The following is a 22,114-nucleotide window of genomic DNA, read 5'->3' as shown; positions in this document are numbered from 1 at the left end:
CTAAAATAAAAACAAGGAGATAATAACCATTAAAAAGGGAGTTTTATAATGAAGTTTATGAAATATGTGCTTTTTGTGCTTATCGCACTTGGCTTGAACAGCCCGTGCGCGCATGCCATGCAAAAGGTAAGGAACTTCTTTTCTGGAGGTTCAACACACGCACCAGCATCGACACCAACAGAATCGTACCAAGCAGTAAATCAGTCTGCCGAGCGAAAAAGGACGTTGGAAACAGCACAAAAAGGCGGAGCCAAAGGTTTTATGGAATTTTCTGGGCCGGAAGCACAAGGCGGACTGAAAGTACTAGGTACACCTGCGGAATCAAAACAACAACAAAGCTACTTCGGCCGTGTTCAAGAAAAGGTAGGTAGTTCTGCTCCGGTCCAAGCTACAAAACAATTTACTGGCAGCCTCTCCCACGCTTACGCCGAAGGCGGTACCGCATCAAAATTCAGCACACCAGCCGGACGAGCAGGCCATGCCGTTGGCATAAAAACTGAACAAGCAGTAAGTGCTGGTGCATATGCTGCAAAACAATATGGAAAAGCGGGAGCTTTTGTCATCGACAAAGCTGGAGGCGCAGCAAAATTTGCTGCTAAAAAAACAGATAAATACGTTATCAACCCAGTGCAAACCAAACTACAAACACAGCTACAAAAACGAGCTGATGCAAAAGTTAGGGCAACCCAAACCGTATCTCAACACCTTTTCAGTACAAACGCAAAACCGAAGCAACAAGCAAAAGCAGATAAAGCATATGAAAAAGCATCAAAAGAACAAACAAGCTTGGGTAAAGGTTTTACTTCCTACGCAAAAACAGTAATAAAAAATAGATTAGAACCAGTAACGTCACGCGCAACCGACCTGAAAAGAATGGCTACAGAGAAAGCAACTCGTTTCCAAGAAACAGCCACAGCACAACTAGCACCGCACATAAATAAAGTATTAGACTTGCAACACAGAGCCTCTGGCAAAATTGGCGCGTTTAAAACTACGGCAGGAGAACAAATAGAACAAGTTAAACAAAGCGCTCGATCGTTGTTGCCACCAAAACCTGTGCAAGCACCAATAGAAATTAGCGCACCAACAAACGTTCGCAAAGGACAGCTGCCACAAAAACTACGTGATGAATTGATGATCGCGGAAGCCGCTCGCGTACAAGCAAAGCAAGATGCAGGCCCAGCACCAGTACAACCAAAAGCAAGCGTAACTGTATCGTTTGAAGATCGGCCCAAAACGGTCAATCTTGGCCAAGTACCTGCAGCAGCATTAACTCAACAAGCTCTAGGGATAGAAGCACCGGCACGCCCACCAAGAACAAAACCTGTCAACCCACACGCAGGACAACCGCTCCCGGCTATCCCAGCAACACAAGACGCTCCACAAGTTTCGCCAACCCAAGCAAAACCAACATCATTAGTCACACACGTGCCAAAAGATACACCAGCAGTAACCCCAACGGCTCCAGATAGTCCACTTACTCCAGCACCAATGTCACCCCGAACACCTAAAAACAATCCGCCAGCTACTGCACCAAGTCAACCACTTCAGACAGAAAACGAAAGAAATTTGGCTCTTGCCAAACAAGAGCAAGTTGCTCATCAAGAAGCACTTGCGATAGCAAAGAAAAAATATGCCGATGCTGAAAAATTAGCGCCTAGATCAGCAGAGAGCAACGCTGCCGCAAAAGAAGCAGGTATTTTAGTAGAAAAAACACTCGCATCAAGGAAAAACGTTAAAGCTTTGGAATCTCAAGTTCAATCAGAAACAAAAGCTCAACAAGTTTCATCAACTCAAGCACCCAAAACTGCAGTAACCACACCGCAGCAACCACAAGCCGCACTTCCAGCCCCGCTGGTACAAACGCCACCACCCCCACCAGGCCCAGCGCCAGACTTAAGACCAAAATCAGCTCTAATCCCACCAGCTCCGCCGGCTCAAAGTAACGCTTCAGCTCCAGCAGTATCAGCAACTCCCGCACCAGCCCAACCAGCTGACTCAAGAAGCGCCCTACTCGATCAAATCAGACAAGGTACAGCGTTAAGACCGACTCAGGAAAGACCAAAATCTGCACCACCACAATCGACAAATCCTCTTTTCGACTCTCTCGCAGAGAATATAGCCAACCGTCGCAGAAGCATGAATTATGATTAATATCTCCACTACTAACTCATAATCATAAACAAAAATCAGCCGAGGGATGCAGCAATGCGCCCCTCTTCCTTTTTTAAATAATTTATTATTTGAATAAATTATTGCTTTTTTTCAATCGCACTTGATACAATCAAGGTAGTAGATAATAAATTGATGAAAAGTTCGTTTTTTTAAAATAAGGAGAGAGTATGAAAAATATGCAAAGATTGAGCGCCTTGCTCGTTGCGTGCTTGTTGATGGGCACGGCGGTACAAGTGTCAGCTGCGGGCAGAAGACCTGCTTCTCATGGTGGCCAACACCAAGCACCTCAACCAGGACAAGCCTTCCATCAAGCAGCACAACCCGTTACCATCGAACAACCGAAGAAAAGCACGTGGCAAAAATTTCAAAGCGCTCTGCAAAGTCCCGTCCAAACAGTACAAGAAGCTTGGAGAGGAAAAACCGCTCAGCCTGTTCAAGTATTAAAGACAGATTTTGGCTCAGCTCCTCGTGGCGGGGCCGTCCGCGGTGCTCAAGGTCAGCTAGCGGGAAGCCTCGTACACGAAGCACCTGCGACAAAATCAAAAGGCATTCGTGATTATCTTGCACAACCAGCTCAAGCGGTACAAAGAGCTGCAGGATCAGCTTATCAAAGCCTCACTACACCAAGCGGACCAGCACGACACCAACCAGCAGTGGGTGCACCATTGCAAAAACCACAATATAGTCCGGTACAAAAAGTTTTAAGTCCTGTTCAATACTTTAAAGCTTCCAGGGCTTATAGCAAAGACAAAAAGGCCGCCGCAGGCCAAGTTGCAGGAATACAAGCTGAGATGCAAAGTCGTCAACAAAGACCCGCGACCCAAAGCCCCGACAAACCTCTTCAACCAGCAGGCTCTCCAGCACCAGCAGCACCACTCCCACCAGCAGCACCAGTCATCGCGCAACCAGCTGCGCCAGTAGCACCAATCCAACAACGCCGTGGTGGACCAGCAGCACCAACCCCACCAGCAGCACCAACCCCACCAGCAGCACCAACCCCACCAGCAGCACCAACCCCACCAGCAGCACCAACAGCGTCAGTCGGTGGAGCATCTGTAGCCCCAAGGCTTACATCAAATGCAGATATCGACATGCGAAGATCTATGCCTCGACCATCTGCACCAGTATTACCACAACAAGACACTGATGCGCCAGGCGTACAATCAAGACCACCAGCATTGCCAACGTCAAGACCACCAGCATTGCCAACATCAACACCACCAGCGCTTCCAACGTCAACGCCAAACGTAACAGAAACATCAAGATTAAATATCTCAGCTCCTCTTCCAGGAGCTAAATCAACTCAAGATCGAGGATTCGATCGAAATAACCCTACCGCAGTAGGAGATTTAAATGTTTTCAGCGGAAACAGAACGCCTATAACAAGCAATGCACAACGATCTCACGGCCAAGCATATCAAGATCTTAGATCCCACATGGATCAAGTGCAGGGTCAACTTGCCCCTGGTCAAATGAGCATCCTTAAAAAAATAGCAAGTGATCCAAATGCCACTGCTGCCGATCTTGATCAACTAAGAAATCAATTGCCGCCGAAACCAACACGATAGACAAATCATAAAAGCAATCAATGAGGGGATGCAGCAATGTGTCCCCTCATTCTTTTTCAAACCATTGCATCCCCCCACCCACCATGCTACAGTCATACCAACAGCACAAAACACATCAAAACTTGTTTAAAAAATAAAAAAGGTAGACTGATGGAAACAGGCCTTAAAATAAAACTTTTTATCGCAGGTGGCATCTTGGCAACTTCGTATGCTATTACCGCGCTCAACGCCGGCCCGGACGAGCTTCCACAAGAAAGCATTTTTACGTATGCCGGCAAAACAATAAAAAAAACGGCCAAGGATGTTATGTTTGTGGTTGGTGGAAGTTACTGCTGGGGCACCGACCAATCGTTGCGCCAACAACGCCAGCAAACAAAGCTAAAAGTACTTTATCAAAACATGCCAGCCAGCAATGCCAACCAAACAGTTCACAAAAAAATCACTGAACTTGAAACCAAAATTAAAGCACGATACGGCACCCAAGCCCTGCTCGCACTGCAAGAAAAGTGCGACATAACAGCAAAAAAATGATTGTGCCAAAGGAAAAAAAATGATACGAACTGCTCATATTTTTTTTCGCGTTCTGGTAATGATAGTCCTTACTAACAGCACGTTTGTACCAATGCACGCAGCAGCAAAAATTTTCAGTACTCTCAGAAGCTCAACCATGGGTAAAAGGCTTTTGGGTGAACAAAAACAACAAAGTGATAAAAGTACCGCCGGTATTTTTGGCAAAAAAACTAAACAACCAAATTTTGCAGAAGAATCTCAGGCATTACTTAAATCTCATACAACAACATCACCAGAACCAGCCGGTGCTCCAACCTCGCAACCAGCAAATAAATGGGTTCCCGCCAAGCCAACCAGTACCGTGGCAAAACAACCGCAAGCGACAGCGCCAACCTCGCAACCAGCTCCCGCTCAACCAACCAGCACCGCGGTAAAACAACCGAAAACAAGCCTTGAAAAAGCGAATGCTAAATTCGCAGAAATAAACGCACGCGTTACTAAAAAAATAGGTGTCATGCAAGATAAAATTGCGGACAGCATACCTGGTCTTTTTCAACGCTCGGCACAAACGAAAGACCAACAAAAAGCAGCTCAAGCAGAAAGCAAGTATGGCGCTCCAGCCTCATCAAGTGCCTACGCACCAGTCAGCATCGGCAGTAGTCGGTATGCTCCAAGCGCATCGAGCCCTTATGGCTCTTCAAAAGAATCAATGTATTCAAGCACTGGTACAAAAAAAAGTGCTTATGAATCAGACACCTCGCCAGCATCATCACCAAAACCAAGCAAACGCGAACTAAAAGCGCAAAAGGCTCAAGAAAAAGAACAGGCAATTATGACAAAGCGCGTTGCTGAAATTGAAAAAGCACAAGCAACTGGCGACAAAAAAACACTCGCCAAATATGATGCCAAAGCAAAAGACATCGGCATGTCACGCGATGACTATCTTGCTGGTCTCAAATCAGGCAATCTTCACACAACCGCACGAGCCGAGCTGCGTGATCAAGCAATGAGAGACCGCGGCATGCTTTACAACCTGACCATTGGCGATGTAAGACGCGACACTAAAAAATTTACCGATTTTTTTAAAAATCCAACCAAAGCAATAAAAGAAGACTGGGCACGCTCAACAGCAGGTTGGGCACAAGCAAAAGGAGACTTTGCGCGAGTGCGTGAAGATTGGAACCGATCGAAAACCGACCTCAAATTAACGGCACGTAATACTGTCAGCACTTTTGAAAAATTTAAGCAATCAAGCACAAACCAAAAAATAATGAATGCCAAAGATCAGGCAGCAATCAAGGCCAAAGAGATTGCACTCAACGCCAAATACGCCAACGACCCGCAAGCGGCAAAAAAAGTTAAAGGAGAACTTGAAGCTTACAAGCAAGATGTTTTGGGTAAGCGCGCTTTAAGTAATTTAGAAAACCAAAATATTGTAGCAAAACGAAGAGAAATCAAAGAAACCCTCACCGAGCAAGCGCAAAAAAACTACGATGCCATTGAAAGCAGCATGACCAAAAAGTATATAAAACTTGAAAAACTTGGCACACCAAAAGAAGGTGAAGCTCCTGATGTCACGGCGAAAAGAAAACAAATTGAAGACGAGCTTGTTGTTCAACAAAAACAGCTGCGTAAGTTTGATCCAGAATCACCAAGCATAAAGCAAAAAATTATATCACTTGAACAAAAAGCCGTTACTGACTTGAACAGTAACTTGAAGCAAGGACGAGCTGAAGCATTAAAAATAAGCGCTGACATGAAAAAACTTATGGCCGAGAAAGCAACCGCCACACCAGAACGAAAAGCAGCAATTGATAAAGAAATTGGCGTAAAAGCAGCCAAATTTGAAAATTTAACTAACCCGTCATTTGAAATACCAAAGCTCCCTGCCCCACCAACACCGCCCGCGCGCCCGGCGGTAACCCCACCAACTCGTCCAACCACGCCGCTACCAGCACTGCCAACGCCCGCAATAATAGCTCCTGAGGCAAGCGCAATACAACCACCCAAACCAGGCGAAAGCGTAAAACCGCTCGCAACGCAAGCACCAATAGCATTAGCTCCGCTTCCAGCACCTTTGACTTCGTCACCCCCAGCATCAACGCCAGCGCTCAACCCAGGCACTCAACAATTACAAAATCTTCACAACATATCACAAGACCAACAAAAAGTAGGCGTACAAGAACTGGCAGCAATTCGAGCAAAAGCTAAAACAGAAGCTGAAGGAACCACAGCAGCTGAACCAGAAGCGAAGAAAAAACCATCTCTTTTGGAATTAATAGCACGAAACGCTGGAGCTGGAGCTGGCGCTATGAACCAACCACAGCAATCTCAACAACAAATTGGTAGCACACCAGAAGGATTCAATATCCAAGGATTAAACATAATACCAGTGGCACCAGTTAGCGCAGGCGCACGCCAGCCGACAACTGAAGCAAGACCAATGTCGGCACAGCAACCACCAACGCAAAGTCCAGCACCGCAGCTTGCCGTGCCGCAAGGGCCGCCGCCAGCGTATAATATGCCGTAGCAAAACAAGAGGCTGCGCCTCAATAAAGAATTTTTTACCGTTGAGAGATAAAAAGAGACCGCTCAAATCCTTCGTCCTTCGTCCTTCGACAAGCTCCCGACTTCGCTCTACGAGCTTCGACGGGCAGGCAGGACATACGGGAACGGGACATACGGGATTTAATCTTTTTTTAGTTTTTGAATGTGTTCAATAGTCAATCCAGTATAAGCTGCTATTTTTTCAATACTAAGTCCATCAACCAACATATTTCTTACTACTTCTTCGAGCCCTTTTTCTCGACCTTCTTTTCGAGCACCACGCTCTAAATCCACCGCACAACGCCAGATATCAAGCTCAGCATAATATTTTTGAAGGTCTGCTTCTGTCCAGTGGTGTTGCTCCAAAACATCAAAAGCGGTGACTAACTCTTGGTCGGTTTTCATGGTCGCTGGCACTTGACTCATTTCGTGGGCATGTTTTAACAAATACGTCCATTTTTCAAGCTGCGTCTCAAGTTCTTCAAGTGTCTTGGTAAATTTTTTGAGTTCGACAAAATGCCATTCCAAATGCCTGAGCGTACGTATACCCGTTTTGTTATTCATAATCAGGTGGTGGCTCAGATAATCTTGATTGTCTTTAAAAAGGCTAAAATCAAGAACGCCAACAAAAATTACCGGCACCAAGTCGGCGTAGGGCGTTCTTTTTTCAAGCTGGCGAGTAAGAAAAAATGAGGCATAAAATTGTGCCCGCTCCATAAAATTACGCTCATCTTCAACCTGAACCTCAATGATGTACTTTTGGCCTTTTTGATCGGTACAATGAACATCAACAAAGGTTCTTTCCAAGTCTTTGGTTATCGGTTTGTTGGCAGTATCATTAATCTGAACCTGCGTAATAAGCTCGCCCTCTCGGCGTTCTAAAACACTGTTCAAAAAGCTAATCGTGAGATCTGCACGCTCTTGGCTGGCAAACAATTTTTTAAAGGCAATATCGGTTGTAGGACTTAAGAATCTCATTGTTTTCCTCTTACTTTTTCTTTAATTTTTTGAACTTCAGGTTTTATTTTTTCATAGAGCATTATGGATCCATTATAGCAGTTTTTGTATTAAAATGCTCCATTAAAAAAATCAAGCCACCAATCCCTTCTGCCGTAATTTTTTCTGCCAATAGAAAGGTTGCATGATCCTATTTTCTGCATAAATTGTTGCTTTTAGGCACAACAATCAACTAAAATCAAAATAGAAAATAATAGCTATTAAAAAAGGAGATTCGGGATGAAATTTAGAAAATGTGTACTTTTTGTATTGTTAGCACTTGGCTTGAATAGCCCATGCGCACCAGCAGCATTCAGACGAACAATCAGACCAGACACTGAACGAACAATGCCAGAAATACTGAATAAAAACCAAGGACCAGAAAACATCCGCACAAAACCAAAAGTTCAATCTGAAATCCCAGTTTCATCAGCACCAACAAAATCACACAGGCCCACAACTTCTCATACCACCCCCTACCAAGAAATTGAAACCTCGCATCAACCACCCAAAAGTACTTTAGATCACGTTAAAGAACAACTCAATAAAGCAAAAAACCAGATAAAAAGAACATTCGGCTATTTCGTAGCACCAGCACTAGACCTGCATCACGCACCAAAAGCTAAAGCTCAAGAATTAAAAACTGCCGTACAAACTAAATTAACCAACGCTCACCCAGCAGTCGCAAGTTTTTTTCAGCCAAAAAACAACCAAGCACAAATCCCTACTCCAGAAGTCAAACCAAAGGCACCATTGAGTCCTTATGCTCTATCTCTCATGGTAAAAAGCAAACAAAGAGCTGAAGAACGTGATGCCCACGTTGCCAAAATTATGGCCGAAAAACCACAAGAAGATCCACTCCTCATCATGATTAATCAAAAACCAGATCGAGCTTTACAACCAACAGAACAGATCAAAAACCTTTCCCTGCTGATAGAAAATACCAACAACAAGGCAGCCAAACTCAGCGAAAAAGAACAGATTGATCCACTTTCAAGTCATGCGCAAGGCATCCCTGACCAACGAAAAGCGTTTGAAAAAAATGCAAGCAAAGGAACAGAACAACTGATTGCGCACTTCAAGAATATACCCAAAGAAAACGTAAATCCGGAAACATATGACCAAGTCAACGCGATTGTCCTTGCAGATCAAAAAAAGCAACTCAAAAAATATTATAACAAAGAAGGAATCCCTTACACGGATAAACAACTCCACGAAGATGCAGAAAAAGCCACCATCAGAGCAATCGGCACCAAACCAGAAGCCAAAGCAAAACCTCAACCGGTAGAAGAAAAAAAGAAACAAGAAGAACCACAAAAGCCTGAACTGCCAAAAGAAGAAAAGAAGACTCCGGCACCAAAAGTTCTCACCAAAGAAGAAAAAAGGCGTCAACAAATTGATGGTATAATCCACCACCCAGACCTCGACGACTTAAAAATAACGCTCGAACATCATACCAAAAACAAAGAACAATATAGAAGCGTGGACGATAAAAATAAGTTGATCGATGAATTGACGCAAAATATAGGAGCAGCGCAAGAAAAACGAGCCTTGCTAGAACGAGAGTATAAAAAAATATCACAAAAAAATCCAAAAACTCCGGACGACGAAGAGTACCTGCGCAACATTAGCGCGGCACATCAAGAGTTACAAAATACTATACAACGTGGCGGCAAGAGAGTTTACAAAGTATTCAAAGAAATTGCACAATCGAGTCCTGAAGAATACAAACGTACCTATAACGAAATTTTTGATAACGAAAAAGAACTGCTCAAACAACAACATCCCAAAGCAACAAAAACTCAACTCAACAACGCAGCGCATAAAGCTACTGTTCAAAAAATTGGCGAAGATCCAGCAGAAACCGCTCGCAAACTTACTGAAGAGCAAGCAAAAAAACCAGAACTGCTCTTGACTCCTCACCAAAAAATACAAAAAGATCTTACCGAAGCACAACAAGAAGTTGCCCGCTTACAGCAAAAAGAAAAACAATTCCTTGCAGCTCTCGACAAAAAAGTAAAGGCGGGGCAAGAACTTAGCGAGCAAGACTATCAAGACAAACTCGTCATCAGGCAGGACGCAGTCAGAGCAATCAGAAAAGCCAATAACTTAGAAAAAGAAGAACAAGAAGCCAGAAAACCATCAAAGAAACCGGCGCCAACCGTTGAAGAACAATTAACACAAGAAGAAGCGACAGTCGCTCGCGCACACTCAGATTTTCAGAATAGCCACGCAGCGCTCATCAGCGCACGAGAAAAACAACAAGAAAATGACAATTTCTTAAACAGACACCGTGTTGAGCAGGCACAAGAAGCCTTTGACGCTGCAAGTAAAAAATCAGCAGAAGCAACAGCTCAACGAGATAGAATCAAAGCACTGGCAACTCCTCCAACGCCACCACCGGCACAACCACCAATTCCAGAACCCGCACCAACGCCAAAATAAACTACTGAAAAAAAGCAAAAAGGGACGCTTTATTGCGTCCTCATACAACATAATTACCTCAGTTTTTGCATATCATTGAAATCAAAGTCACAGATTTGATAAGCTTTGATTAAAGGAATTTTAATTGTTGTTTTACAAATTGGAGATATATTTATGAAGAAAAATAATGGTTTGGCACTCGTAGGCCTCGTGCTTACATTCGTAAGCACCGACCTGAATGCTGGCGTTACAAGCCGCGTACGAGATTTTTTCTTTGGGCCACCAAGAGAAACTAGCACAGCTCACCCCGTCACCAGAAATGCACAAGTTGAGCAATATCGACGCCAATTAGAACAAGACGTTGAAATGCAGGGCCCAAGCGTCCTCAGACAAAAAGCACCAACTCCGCATGGCACACAAGAATACTTCACGCCACCTTCAGCTCCACAAAACACACAAGTTGAGCAACATCGACGCCAATTGGAGCGAGACGTTGAAATGCAGGGCCCAAGTGTCCTCCGACGACCAGCTCCAACCCACGCCACTCCGGCACCGGCTTACACAACACAACAAGCAAGCCAATTTCATCCAACGTCAAAATATCCGGAAAGCCCTGGCGCATATCATGTACCTCCTAAAACAGTGAGTAAAATTAACCAAGAAACACCCAGACCCAGCCAGTATGCAGCACCACAAACGGTACAACCGGGCCAACCTCAACCCAAACAAAGCATCTTCGGTCGTACCGCAAATAAAGTTGCCAACATTTTAAAGCCAAAAAAAGAGGAAATAGTTATCAGCAATCCACGCGACTTTCGAAGCAATAAGGACAAAATCTTAAACCAATCAGAATTTCGCGAATTAAAAGCAGCAGACGAGGCAGCACAAGCAGCAGCAAAAGCAGCAGCACGAGAAAGAGCAATCCCACCAAAGCCAACTTACTCACCTCCACCAAGACCACAGCAGCCTGCCGCTTTTAGCAATGACATTCCGTCACAGTCGCAACTTTCACAAACACCAGCTCCATCAGCACCAACCCCACCACAAAGACCAACTCGTTACATAAATGTTCCAGCAGCAATACCGCAGGCTGATGCACCACCACTACCTCCTCGTTAAAAACAAACCTTAACAAGTAATAAGCTTTGAGGGGATGCGGAAAGCGCATCCCCTTTTTCATTGCCCGTGCAACCCATTCGACCCGACTTCGCTAAAGCTACGACGGGCAGGCTAAGCTCAGGGCGAACGGGATTCAGAACAAACGACATATAAAATTTTTATATCCCTACGAAATAAAAACTTTGTTGCTTTTTGTTTACTTTATTTGCCTCTTGCCGCCGTTCACCCTGAGCTTAGCCTGCCCGTTGTAGTATCCCGCTCGTACTGAGCTTGTCGAAGCATGCGAAGTCGGGTCGAATGGGTTGAACGGGCCACCAAAGCTGGGAGGAGCAAAGCGTCTCGCTATAGTATTTTATTTTCAAATAATCAAAACTGTTGAATTAAGGCCTTTCTTTATGATATTTTTAAGTAGAGAAAAGAATTGTCACTATTTAAAAGGAGATAATGATGAAGATTCGTTTGAGTTTAAAAAACGTTATGCGCTTAATTGCCATGAGCATGGTAATTTTGTTGGTAGTAAGCGAACGGACAGCACATGCCGCATCACGACCACGATCAATGCCACCGACAACTCACAAACCACACCTCACACCAATCGAACACGAAGAACCAATACCAACAAAGCCACCAAGAAAAAAAACTCCAAAAGTAGACACAGACGATGGAGGCTGGGAATCCGGGGAAGTAATAGAAACAGTAAAGGGAGGCAAGTCAAAAATCAAATCCATGCCTAAAGATACCAGCACAACCGCCCCAACAGACCCAGGAGTAGACTTTGAACCTAAGCCAATGCCCCGCAAACAGGTACCAGTCACTAGCCAACCGTTGCTCCACTCTCAACCACCCATCACCAGCCAACCAAAAACTTGGCAAGGAGCAACCCCAACAAAAACAGCTCCAAGTTATGCAGGGCCTGTAAAACTTGGTCGCTCACAAAGTTCTTATCAATTGCCCCCACCATCGGTAAAAGATGATCCAAAACCGCTTCGCCGCACACAAAGTTTTACTTACGGAACAGGCAAAATGCCTTCAAAGCATACGCCAGCAACAATACCACACCCAACAAAACAACAAACTATTAAAAGCCCACTCGCATCTATCAAATCAGAGGACCTCAAAAAACAAAAATTACTCTTAAAAAAAACAACTATTCAAGAAGAAAGTTTTCAAGATCGCTTCAAAAGATTATATCCAAATAAAAAGCTAAAAACTCAGCCAATAGTTCCAGCGGCAGAAGAAGAACTCCCAACAAAGAAGGCCCGCACAAAGCATACCGTAATGCGCGAAGAAGAGGCTTCAAAACCGACTCCTGCAAAAGACTCTGATACAACGCCTACAAGTAGAGAGACAAAAGATGAAGCAAAAGCCAAAAAAGGCGGCATCTCGAGCGCTGTGCAACTGAGCGGTATTGGTATGGCTGGTATGGCCATGTTGACCATGTTGCCAATGCTTATGGGCGACCCAAGCATGCAAGGCATGATGCAAATGATGCTAACCATGTCAACACAAGGCAGCGGACAAATGAACCAAATGGCCGGCGGCATGCAAATGGATATGACAAGCTTGATTGCTGCCTTGGTAAAGCAAAACATCCCCGCGTCTGCACCAGTCGTTAACGCACTCCAAGACATTCGCAACGGCGCGCCAGTTTCCGACGCTATTTTGAAACAATTACCGCCAGACGTCCAACAAAAAATCCTTATTGCTGAAGATGTTTTGAATCTTATTCAAGGAAAAGATTCAGCAATTGGCGACCAAGCAAACAAAATGCTAGCAGAAACCCAAGCAAACATTGCAACTGCTATAAATAAAATGACTAGTGATATCCAAACACAAATTGATACCACCATCAAACAAGCAAACGATACGCTTGAAAGCGTGCTTTCTCAACCAGAACAGATTATTGCTGCTGCAACTGGCCAAATTCTCAACACTACCAATCTCGCTCAGACAACCATTGAACAAGGAAAAGTAATTGTTGCAAGCGAAATTAATCGCATGACAAAAATTGTTGATAAAGCCCAACAAGATATCGATCTTGGCCTAAAAACCATCGACCAAGTACAGCAAGACATCCTTCAGGGGCTTTCCACCACGCTCACCGCACCAGCAAATGTAATAAAGGCAATAAAATCAGACCCCGAAATGCAAACATATGTTGCTCATTTACTTGGCTTTATTGTTGATGTGTCTGGGCAACTTGCAACAGCACAAGAAGCCGAAAAACAACGCATTCAAGATGTCACAGGACAGGTAAAACAAACTAAGGACTTAACGCAAGAAGTACTTAAAGATACCGCGAAACTTGCTATTGCTCAAGGCAAGTCTATGGCAGTCAATAAACTTCTTTCAGTACTCAAAGAAAACGGCATCTTACTCCCAGATTCTGATGACACGATTGCACAAATACAAGCACAAGTAAGCGATAATATTGATAAAGCCCTTGTTGATGTTCGCGCCAGAGTTAACGCCAATACTCAAGAAATAGAAAAAAGCCTCAGCGGCTATTTTGGCAATGCCTAAACAACTCTTGGTAACCATTGCCGATAGAATCAATCTAGCGGCACAAGCAGCACAAGCAAACATTGCACAAGACGCAATGAATGTTACAAGCATTAATACCGTCATGCAAAATATGAAAAAAGCAGTAGCTGAAGGTACAAAAACAGTTGAAGAAGCACAAGCTGCGGTAACAAAGTACCTCGCGCAAATGCTGGCTATGCCAACAACTTTGGCAACCAAAGTTCGCAAACATAACGGTATAAGCAACTATATCGCTAACTTACTTGATCTTATTGAAAATCTTTCTGGCCAAGTAAGAGACGCAAACATCAGAGATAATCAACAAGTTGATGCAGCACAAAAAGAATTTAGTGATGCAGACGCCTTGGTAAAAGAAGCAGTTGCCGATGCAGCTTCAGCTGCCGCCTTGGCTATTAACACAACCGTCGCTGCTGCTGTTGCGCCATTTATGGCAGCCATGGCTGCAACACAACAAAAAGCACAAGCGCAGGCTCAGGCACAAAAACCAGCCATAACGCCAGCACCGCAACCAGCACCAGCCCCAGCACAACCACAAGAACCGCAACTACCACAGATGCCACAACGACCAATCGCACGATTAAGTAATATCAACGCGACGGCGTAACTTAAGTTTATATAACTAGTACACTATCTTGAAGGGGCAGCCTCACGGTTGCCCCTTTTTCTATGCGCAAAAAGCAAAATTTTCCAATTCAAAAAAAATATGGTAAGAAAGAAGCCATAGAAAATAGTCGTTGCAAAGTTATCGTCATTAACAAAGGATCATAATGAAGGCATTGCTCAAACGCACCGTTTCGACTTGGCACATGGGCGAATCGCTTAAAGACATCGTGGGCTACTGGCTTCCAGAATTGATATCAGCCATGATCCTTGTCACTTTGCCGCCCATCGTGGATTCGTATATCGTTGCTAATTCACAAACAACAATGGCATATGGCGCTCTTGCCATGGCAACCAATTTTATTCACACGCTTATCAAATTTGCCGAAGCATTACCAGTTGCCGCTATTGCTATCATTGGCCGGTATAACGGCGCTGGTGACTACGAACGATGCGGCGAAGAACTCAGTAATACTTTTTGGACCACCCTACTGCTGGGCTTTGCTCAATTATTTATCATCAGCATCTGCGCCAACGGCATTTACCGCTGGCTTGGCGTGCCGGCAGAAATGGCCGCTATTGGCGCGCCCTTTTTACGCTTAAAAGCATGTGGTGTGTTACTGATTTTTGTCTCGCTCAGCTTTATTGGTTTTATGCGTGGCATTAAAAATACCCGCATCCCCATGTTTCTCAATTTGCTGGGCATTGCTACTTTTATTTTCTTTGACTATGCCTTGGTTCTTGGCCGCTGCGGCTTTCCCCAACTTGATTTAAATGGTTCAGCTATTGCCACCATTTTGCAGTATAGCGTTATGAATATTGCGGCTATTGCTTATATTTTGCTCAATCCAGAATACAAAAATATTTTAAAGCAACCTTCTTTTCAATTTTTGATTTTAAGCGCGCTTGCCATCTGATTAATTTAAGCTGGCCGATCATGCTGGACAAAACATCGTTTGCTCTGGCTTATGTTTGGCTTTCTAAATTGTTGGCAGACATGGGCACCTACGCAATCGCAACCTACGATGTGGTTAAAAATATTGAACGGTTTGCTTTTGTTCCCGCCATGGCCTTTGCACAAGTTATTACTTTTTTGGTCAGCAACCAGCTTGGCGCCAACAACCCAAAAGGAGCTTCATCAACTATTAAAAAAGTATTAATGCTAACATTTACCAGCGTTGGCGGCTGCCTGCTCTTTGCCTGCTTGAATGCAGAAATGCTTATTGGTATGTTTGATCCAAATAAAAGCTATACCTCCCTGGGCACTGCCGTTTTACCCGCCATCAGCTTTTTGGTCTTTTTTGACTGTTTACAAGTCATTTTGGCTGGTGCCTTGCGTGGCGCTGGCGACATGAAAAGCGTGATGTGGGGACGTGCTTTGTCATGCATTTTATTCTTTTTGCCGCTTTCTTACGGCCTTAGTAAGCTACCCATCGAAAACCAAGCCCTCCGCTTTATCCTCATTTACGGCTGTCATTACCTGAATGCCGGCGTTATGGGCGCTATCTTTTTCTTTAGAATTATGAGCCACAAGTGGCAAAATAAAGAAATTTAGCGTACACTACAAAGGCTTAGATAGGCTTTAATAACGCACATGAGCACAAACTCTGCTGCAAAACATTTAGGACGACATGGTTACCTTTAATCGAGAAGAACTTTTAAAATTGGCACAACTATCTTCGCTTCATCTTGAAGAAAGCGAAATAGATACGTATGTTGAACGGCTTTCTGCCATTTTGGGCTACGTCAAACAACTGCAAGAAGTTTCCACCACCCATGAAACTGGACAGGTTCGTAACATCAATGTTTTTCGTGAAGATAATGTTGTTGTGTGCAACCGCACTGAAGAAATGTTGGCTCAAGCACCAGAACGTGAAGACCATTATTTTAGTGTCCCCAAAATTCTCGATTAATACCTGCGTATAAAAAAGGATCCATCAGTATGAAACCGTTTATCACCGTCAAAGAATTACAATCATTGCTTGCAAAAAAAGAAGTATCCCCTCAGGAAGTGGTCGCTTTTTTTCAGGCGCGCATTAATAAATACAACCCTTCGCTGAATAGCATTTTAGAAACCTTTGACCTTGATGCTCAAACCGTTGAACAAGCAACAGCGTCAAACGGCCCACTGGCTGGTATCCCGTACATTTTAAAAGATAATATTTCGCAACACGGCCGTACCACCTCTGCCGGTTCTAACATCTTACAAAATTATCGAGCAACATACGACGCAACGGTTCACGCACGTCTTAAAAACGCTGGCGGACTTTCGTTAGGTCGGGCCAACATGGACGAATTTGCCATGGGCGGCTCTGGTGAGTTTTCTGCGTACGGACCAACCAAAAACCCGTGGGATCCATCGCGCATTCCTGGCGGCTCAAGCTCTGGCTCTGCCGCTGCAGTTGCTGCAGGCCTGATTCCGTTTGCCTTGGGAACCGAAACGGGTGGCTCTATCCGCCTTCCTGCCGCATTTACTGGCCTGGTAGGCATGTACCCAACCTACGGCCACAACTCACGCTACGGCGTTTTAGCATTTGCCTCATCAACCGACCAAGCTGGTCCTTTGACCAAAACGGTCTACGACAATGCTTTAATTAACTCAATACTTTCGGGCAAAGATGAGCACGATGCAAGCTCCTTGCAAATTGAGAAAAAAGATTACACAAAAAATTTGACCGGCACCTTACCAAAAGGCTTACGCATTGGTATTTTACGCGACGTTGCTGAACATGAAGGCATTAACGAAGAAATTCGTGCTTCGTTTCAGACGGGAGTTAAACACCTTGAAAGCCTTGGCGCCACCATCAAAGAAGTTTCATTACCTCATTTAAAATATGGGAATGCAGTTTATTTTGTTATAAGCCGCGTTGAAGCTGCGTCAAACTTATCACGTTACGATGGCTCGCTTTACGGCAACCGCAACAAAGACGCTAAAACATTACAAGAAATGTATCTCAACACGCGTCACGATAAATTTGGCGATGAAGTTAAGCGCCGCATCTTGACCGGCAACTACGCTCTTTCCTCAAAAAATAAAGGCGAATATTACAACACAGCAACGCATGTGCGCAACATTATTCGTGCTGAATTTATGGCAGCATTTAACGATGTTGATTTAATTGTCAGCCCAACTTCCCCAACCTTCCCTTTCAAAATTGGCGAAGTGGTTAATGATCCGATTACCATGTACTTGGCTGACTATTTTTGGTGCCAAATTGTATCGCTGGCACCCCAGCCTTGTCATTACCGTGCGGCATTTCAAAAGCTGGCTTGCCAATTGGCTTGCAGTTTATGGGCCCACGACTTTCAGAACAGTTGATCTACCAAGCGGCATACGCATTTGAACAAAGTACCGATTATCACACTCAAACCCCAGCGAACTATGAATAAAGAATTTTGGTCCGAAAAATTAACTATTGGCAACCTGGTTATTCCCCGTTTTATGGCAGCACCACTTGATGGTGTTACTGACTCACCGTTGCGTCAACTCATTCGCGATTTTTGTAAAGAAGAATTGCTGATGACCGAAATGCGCCACGTTTCACACGTTGCCAACGACAAGTCACAACGCACGCTCAAATATAAACAAATTGAGCAACCACTTGCCTTTCAATTTTCTGCCAACCGCTTGGAATTTATTGAGCAAAGCGTTGAAAAGGTTATTGAGAATAATTTTAAACTCATCAACCTCAACAGCGGCTGCCCATCACGAACCGTTACCGGCTCAGGCTCAGGCTCGGCACTCATGGCCAACATCCCGTTACTTGAAAAACTTTTGTTAGAATTCAATCGGATCATCAAGGGACGCGTTCCTATGACACTCAAAATTCGCGCTGGTTACAAGGAGCGCAACGCGGTTGAGGTTGCACAAGCAGCGGAGGCTGCCGGCGTTGCTTGCATCATGATTCATCCGCGTACACAACCTGAAGGTTTTGTCTCACGCTTAGATTTTGAACTCACCAAAAAAGTTAAAGAAGCGGTTAAGGTTCCCGTCATATTTTCTGGCAACGTCAACAATTTCTCTCGTGCTGAAAAAACATATGAGCTGACCGGCGTTGATGGTTTTATGATCGGCCGCGCTTTGTGGGGCGCGCCATGGAAAATGCGCGAGATTGTGGAAAACTCACAAGGTCGAGAATTTTCTGTCGATACTAAAACGGCCCTTGATTATGCACGCCGCCATTTTTATTTGAACAAAGATTTTTATGGCAACTCTGGCTTTAGCATTTTTAAAAAGCAACTGCCGCAATACATCCGCAGTGTTGAAAATGCTGCTATGTGGCGCAAAACTCTTTTAACAACACAAACTGAAGACGAGATGCGTATCAAGCTTGACCAGCTGTGCCAGGAATATCAGGTTGAAGATCCCGCCAATTGCGCTACACTCACGCAAGAGTAGTTTTCTTGTGTAAGCCTAAATCGCAAGCAACAGGCAATTTTTATGATAACCAAAAACAAAACCTTTATATGGTCAGCAGGCACACTGTTAGTCCTGCTTTTTTTGATCAACCGTGTATTCTTTTTTCGTGCTGGCTATACCGAAAAAATAGCCGCCACCCTTACCTGTCCGTTTGTAGCCGCATCAAGCAAATTGGCATCATACGTTAGCAGCATTGTAATCCACAAACGTTCGCACCAAGAGCTACAAGAATATGCTAACACGTTGGCACTTGAAAACGAAATACTTCAAGAAAAAGTCATCAAGCTGGAAGCTGGCGCGCGCCACTATCATCTCAGCAAAGAACTCGTTGATTTTCAAGAGCGTTATAATCTCTCGTCAGCACTTTTTTCAAAAATTCTGGTTAAAAATATATCGGCAGATGAGCATTATTATATTATCAACCGGGGCTCACGCGATGGCGTAATCAACGATATGGTTGCCATTTATAAGTTGCAAATTATTGGCAAGGTTGTTGAGACATGGCCTTATCACAGCAAAGTTATGCTGCTGACTGACCAGCAATGCAAGATTGCCGCTTTTACCAACACGACTGATGCTGAAGGAATTGTGCAGGGCACTAACACGCCCAACCGCTGTACGCTTTCGTACATCACCAGTCTTTCAACGATTCAGGTTGATGATTTGGTTTTTTGCAGCGGCCAAGGATTAATATTTCCAGAGGGTTTTTGCTTAGGAAAAATAAGCAATCATCAGCATCAACAGAATGCGTTGTACCACGAGATCGAAATTGAGCCGCTCGTCGATCTTGCTAGCATTAACTTTTGTTTACTCACCAACGAAACAAAGATAAACCTTTTCTAGCCTTTTTCGCTTTTTTCTGGTAAAAATTAAGCAGAATATGGTATGCGCCTGTAGCTCAATTGGATAGAGTGCCGGACTTCGAATCCGTAGGTTGCAGGTTCGATCCCTGCCAGGCGCACTTATTAACCCAACCATTGAATTAGCCTGTCCGGCGTAGCCCTCGCGAAGACGGATGTGCCTATAGCTCAGGTGGATAGAGCGAGCGATTCCTAATCGCTAGGCCACAGGTTCGAGCCCTGTTAGGCACACATCTCATTTGCCAGATTTTATCAGACTATAAAAAAAGCCCCTTGGATAATTGTTCCAGGGGGCTTTTAAATTTTAACTCAAAAAGTGTTATAAACCTTAAGCAAAGCTTTCGCTAAATGGTCAGGAATAATAATCAATTCCCTTGATAAAACATGCTTTGGATTGCAGATAAAATAGCGCCCCCAAAAATCTCTATCCGCATCTTCATCAAGTGGTTGATTGGTGCAATATAGTTTCAAACCTTCTGCGATGCGCTCGTAACCAGCTTTAATTAACCTTTCATACACTTTACGAATATAAACAATGGCATCTTCTCGTTTCATGAAAAGTGAGGTACTCAACGCTAAGCCCGCAATAGACCCAGCCTCAGTTTCCAAGAAATATTTTATAAACTGCTCTTTACCGAGCTCGCGCACAGCTTTCACCATAAACTCGCTCCCATCTTCTTCCATCATTGCTTTAAAAGCATCATAATTCTCTGTTATCTGTTTTCTCATTACTTCATGCCCATGAGAAAAGAAGTGATCTACATACTTTTTACCAATATTCACTGCTCCCAAATCACCGTCGCCCACAGCCTGGAATCGTACCATGTTCTGGTGACTCAGATAAGTGCCTAAAACATAGTGAATGGGTGACAGATATTCAGCGAAACACTCTAAAAAAAGATTAAATTTTTGTTCGCTGGTTGGCAGCAAATATTCATCGACCAAGTTTGATAAAAGGTCTAATGATGGGGTTTGTTCTTGATGAAAGAGCTCTTCAGTCATTAACGCAGAAACACCAACCCATTTATGAGAAAATGATGCTAAGAAATCTTTGGTAAAGCTTATTGCCTCTGCTAATGATTTTTTTCGAGATAAATGGCCAATGATACATCTCGTTAAATCTTCAAGAACAAACTCAATGTAGCTTTCTGTATCATCTTCTTTGGTAACAGCTTCTCTATCTAAACTGGCCACAAATTTTACTTTATCGATTGCAAATTGCAAAGCATATTCTTGTTTTGGCTTACTCAAATCTTCATTCAAAACATGCACCATAATCTCGCGGGAAGCACTCCCATATTTTCCTTGTTGTATTAATGTATCAACGTTATCCATGGCATTTTTAAGCATCGGAGAAGCGGTAGCTGAGGCAAACATTAAAAACAACAATACCTTACAAACATTGGACCTGAACATTGATGGACTCCCCTAGAAGTTGAAATGAAACGTTAATAACACGCGAAGGTACTGTAACAGATTTGCATGGATTTTCAACTTTAAAACGCGAGTGCATTCGTGTTTTCCCAAGGCTCGACTACCACGTACGCAGTAGCTCCACGTAGCAATAAAAACTCTCTTCCCATACACCAAGCGCATAAAAAACCTGCCAATCTTTTTTGAACGCCGCTCCACTTTCAATGCCAATTCCCCATGGGCTAGGCGTGTCAAGATATGGCGTTATTCGATAAGAAACTCTAACTCTAGGCTTCAGAGATCGAGCCAAACGCTGTTGAAACAACCATTCACAAAAACCATTAATCTTTGTTATCAAGCCCTGGTTTATATCAGTATCAACGCCACCGTACATCGTCCTATTTTTCGTTTCTTCACTCCACACTTTTTGTAAAGACACTGGCATAAAAAGCTGCACACAACTGCTGCGCGCTAACTCTTGTTCCTCATCGCTCGTTGGAATCTCGAGCAATGAGAAAATACCGATTTGCGAGCACATTTTTGCCTCTTCAATAAATCGATATTCAATGCCCAGCTCACCATCCTGGTAGAGAGCCGATTCAGGGCCATCAGCAATAAACAGCGGGCCTGCTGCTAAAAACTTCATTGAAAAGGCTGTTATTGCCAGAAAAAACCGGTATTTCTTCTTCATTGCGCTCCTCATTTTTGTTGAAATTACCCAAAATACTCACGAGGAAATTATCCATTAAAATTTGATTTAATCAATGTTTTCGCCCTTTATTTTTCCTAAAAGGTAAAAAATCACAGCAACTGTTAGTAATTCTAACAGTTGCTGTGATTTTTTACCTTTTCCATCAAACCTTAAACCTTACCGCTTGCTGTTTTAACCCCAAAATGCTACGCTAGATTTATTGAATTTATTACGCAAAACAAAGGTT

17 protein-coding genes and 2 tRNA genes are annotated in these 22,114 nt (G+C 43.8%); 16 read left to right on the top strand and 3 right to left on the bottom strand.

Translation table 11 applies throughout. The features are described from left to right. Positions 1-48 precede the first annotated feature (48 nt). From IPF37_06285 to IPF37_06270, 4 genes are all read left to right on the top strand, one after another. Positions 49-2,154, top strand: a complete 2,106-nt coding sequence (locus IPF37_06285; GenBank protein QQR49126.1) for a hypothetical protein — start codon at positions 49-51, stop codon at positions 2,152-2,154. A 188-nt stretch (positions 2,155-2,342) separates the two neighbouring features. Continuing rightward, positions 2,343-3,743, top strand: coding sequence for a hypothetical protein (locus tag IPF37_06280; GenBank protein QQR49125.1), 1,401 nt, complete (start codon positions 2,343-2,345; stop codon positions 3,741-3,743). A 36-nt stretch (positions 3,744-3,779) separates the two neighbouring features. After that, complete coding sequence (locus IPF37_06275; protein QQR49124.1) at positions 3,780-4,274, top strand: hypothetical protein; 495 nt, start codon at positions 3,780-3,782, stop codon at positions 4,272-4,274. A gap of 19 nt (positions 4,275-4,293) precedes the next feature. Continuing rightward, positions 4,294-6,783, top strand: a complete 2,490-nt coding sequence (locus tag IPF37_06270; protein ID QQR49123.1) for a hypothetical protein — start codon at positions 4,294-4,296, stop codon at positions 6,781-6,783. Positions 6,784-6,941: 158 nt separating this feature from the next. Here IPF37_06270 and IPF37_06265 read toward each other — a convergent pair whose 3' ends face one another. After that, on the bottom strand, positions 6,942-7,778 hold the full coding sequence (locus tag IPF37_06265) for an Rpn family recombination-promoting nuclease/putative transposase (protein ID QQR49122.1): 837 nt from the start codon (positions 7,776-7,778) through the stop codon (positions 6,942-6,944). Positions 7,779-8,036: 258 nt separating this feature from the next. Between IPF37_06265 and IPF37_06260 the strand changes: the two genes are divergently transcribed. The 12 genes from IPF37_06260 (at position 8,037) to IPF37_06205 (ending at position 19,994) form a co-directional block, all read left to right on the top strand. Then, on the top strand, positions 8,037-10,241 hold the full coding sequence (locus IPF37_06260) for a hypothetical protein (protein ID QQR49121.1): 2,205 nt from the start codon (positions 8,037-8,039) through the stop codon (positions 10,239-10,241). A gap of 153 nt (positions 10,242-10,394) precedes the next feature. Then, the gene (locus IPF37_06255) at positions 10,395-11,339 is read left to right on the top strand and encodes a hypothetical protein (GenBank protein QQR49120.1); all 945 of its coding nucleotides are present in this window, start codon (positions 10,395-10,397) and stop codon (positions 11,337-11,339) included. 444 nt (positions 11,340-11,783) lie between these two features. Continuing rightward, positions 11,784-13,862, top strand: a complete 2,079-nt coding sequence (locus IPF37_06250; protein QQR49119.1) for a hypothetical protein — start codon at positions 11,784-11,786, stop codon at positions 13,860-13,862. Continuing rightward, positions 13,855-14,487 carry a hypothetical protein gene (locus tag IPF37_06245; protein ID QQR49118.1) on the top strand — a complete coding sequence of 211 codons (633 nt, stop codon included), beginning with the start codon at positions 13,855-13,857 and terminating at the stop codon, positions 14,485-14,487. Before IPF37_06250 ends, IPF37_06245 begins: the two co-directional genes overlap by 8 nt. Positions 14,488-14,650: 163 nt before the next feature. Then, the gene (locus IPF37_06240; protein QQR49117.1) at positions 14,651-15,400 is read left to right on the top strand and encodes a hypothetical protein; all 750 of its coding nucleotides are present in this window, start codon (positions 14,651-14,653) and stop codon (positions 15,398-15,400) included. A gap of 20 nt (positions 15,401-15,420) precedes the next feature. Then, positions 15,421-16,038 (top strand): hypothetical protein, encoded by a 618-nt coding sequence (locus tag IPF37_06235; protein QQR49116.1) that lies wholly within the window; start codon positions 15,421-15,423, stop codon positions 16,036-16,038. Positions 16,039-16,114: 76 nt separating this feature from the next. Continuing rightward, a complete protein-coding gene (gatC, locus tag IPF37_06230) occupies positions 16,115-16,396 on the top strand; it encodes an Asp-tRNA(Asn)/Glu-tRNA(Gln) amidotransferase subunit GatC (protein QQR49115.1) in 282 nt (93 codons plus the stop codon). Positions 16,397-16,425: 29 nt separating this feature from the next. Next, positions 16,426-17,802 carry an Asp-tRNA(Asn)/Glu-tRNA(Gln) amidotransferase subunit GatA gene (gene gatA / locus IPF37_06225; protein ID QQR49114.1) on the top strand — a complete coding sequence of 459 codons (1,377 nt, stop codon included), beginning with the start codon at positions 16,426-16,428 and terminating at the stop codon, positions 17,800-17,802. 63 nt (positions 17,803-17,865) lie between these two features. Further along, positions 17,866-18,882 carry a tRNA-dihydrouridine synthase gene (locus IPF37_06220; protein ID QQR49113.1) on the top strand — a complete coding sequence of 339 codons (1,017 nt, stop codon included), beginning with the start codon at positions 17,866-17,868 and terminating at the stop codon, positions 18,880-18,882. A gap of 42 nt (positions 18,883-18,924) precedes the next feature. After that, positions 18,925-19,746, top strand: coding sequence for a rod shape-determining protein MreC (locus IPF37_06215; protein ID QQR49112.1), 822 nt, complete (start codon positions 18,925-18,927; stop codon positions 19,744-19,746). 44 nt (positions 19,747-19,790) lie between these two features. Then, positions 19,791-19,864 (top strand) — tRNA-Arg (locus IPF37_06210). A 56-nt stretch (positions 19,865-19,920) separates the two neighbouring features. Further along, a tRNA-Arg gene (locus tag IPF37_06205) sits at positions 19,921-19,994 on the top strand. Positions 19,995-20,072: 78 nt separating this feature from the next. Here IPF37_06205 and IPF37_06200 read toward each other — a convergent pair. Together IPF37_06200 and IPF37_06195 are read right to left on the bottom strand one after the other, a co-directional pair. Then, complete coding sequence (locus tag IPF37_06200; GenBank protein ID QQR49111.1) at positions 20,073-21,113, bottom strand: hypothetical protein; 1,041 nt, start codon at positions 21,111-21,113, stop codon at positions 20,073-20,075. Between the two features lie 184 nt (positions 21,114-21,297). Continuing rightward, entirely contained in the window at positions 21,298-21,867 is a 570-nt protein-coding gene (locus tag IPF37_06195) for a hypothetical protein (GenBank protein ID QQR49110.1), read from the bottom strand. Positions 21,868-22,114 lie beyond the last annotated feature (247 nt).

The sequence above is a fragment of the bacterium genome (assembly GCA_016699045.1).
Lineage (GTDB): Bacteria > Babelota > Babeliae > Babelales > RVW-14 > AaIE-18.
Note: the sequence above shows the minus strand (reverse complement) of the source record. Positions and strands in the feature narration are given on the sequence as shown.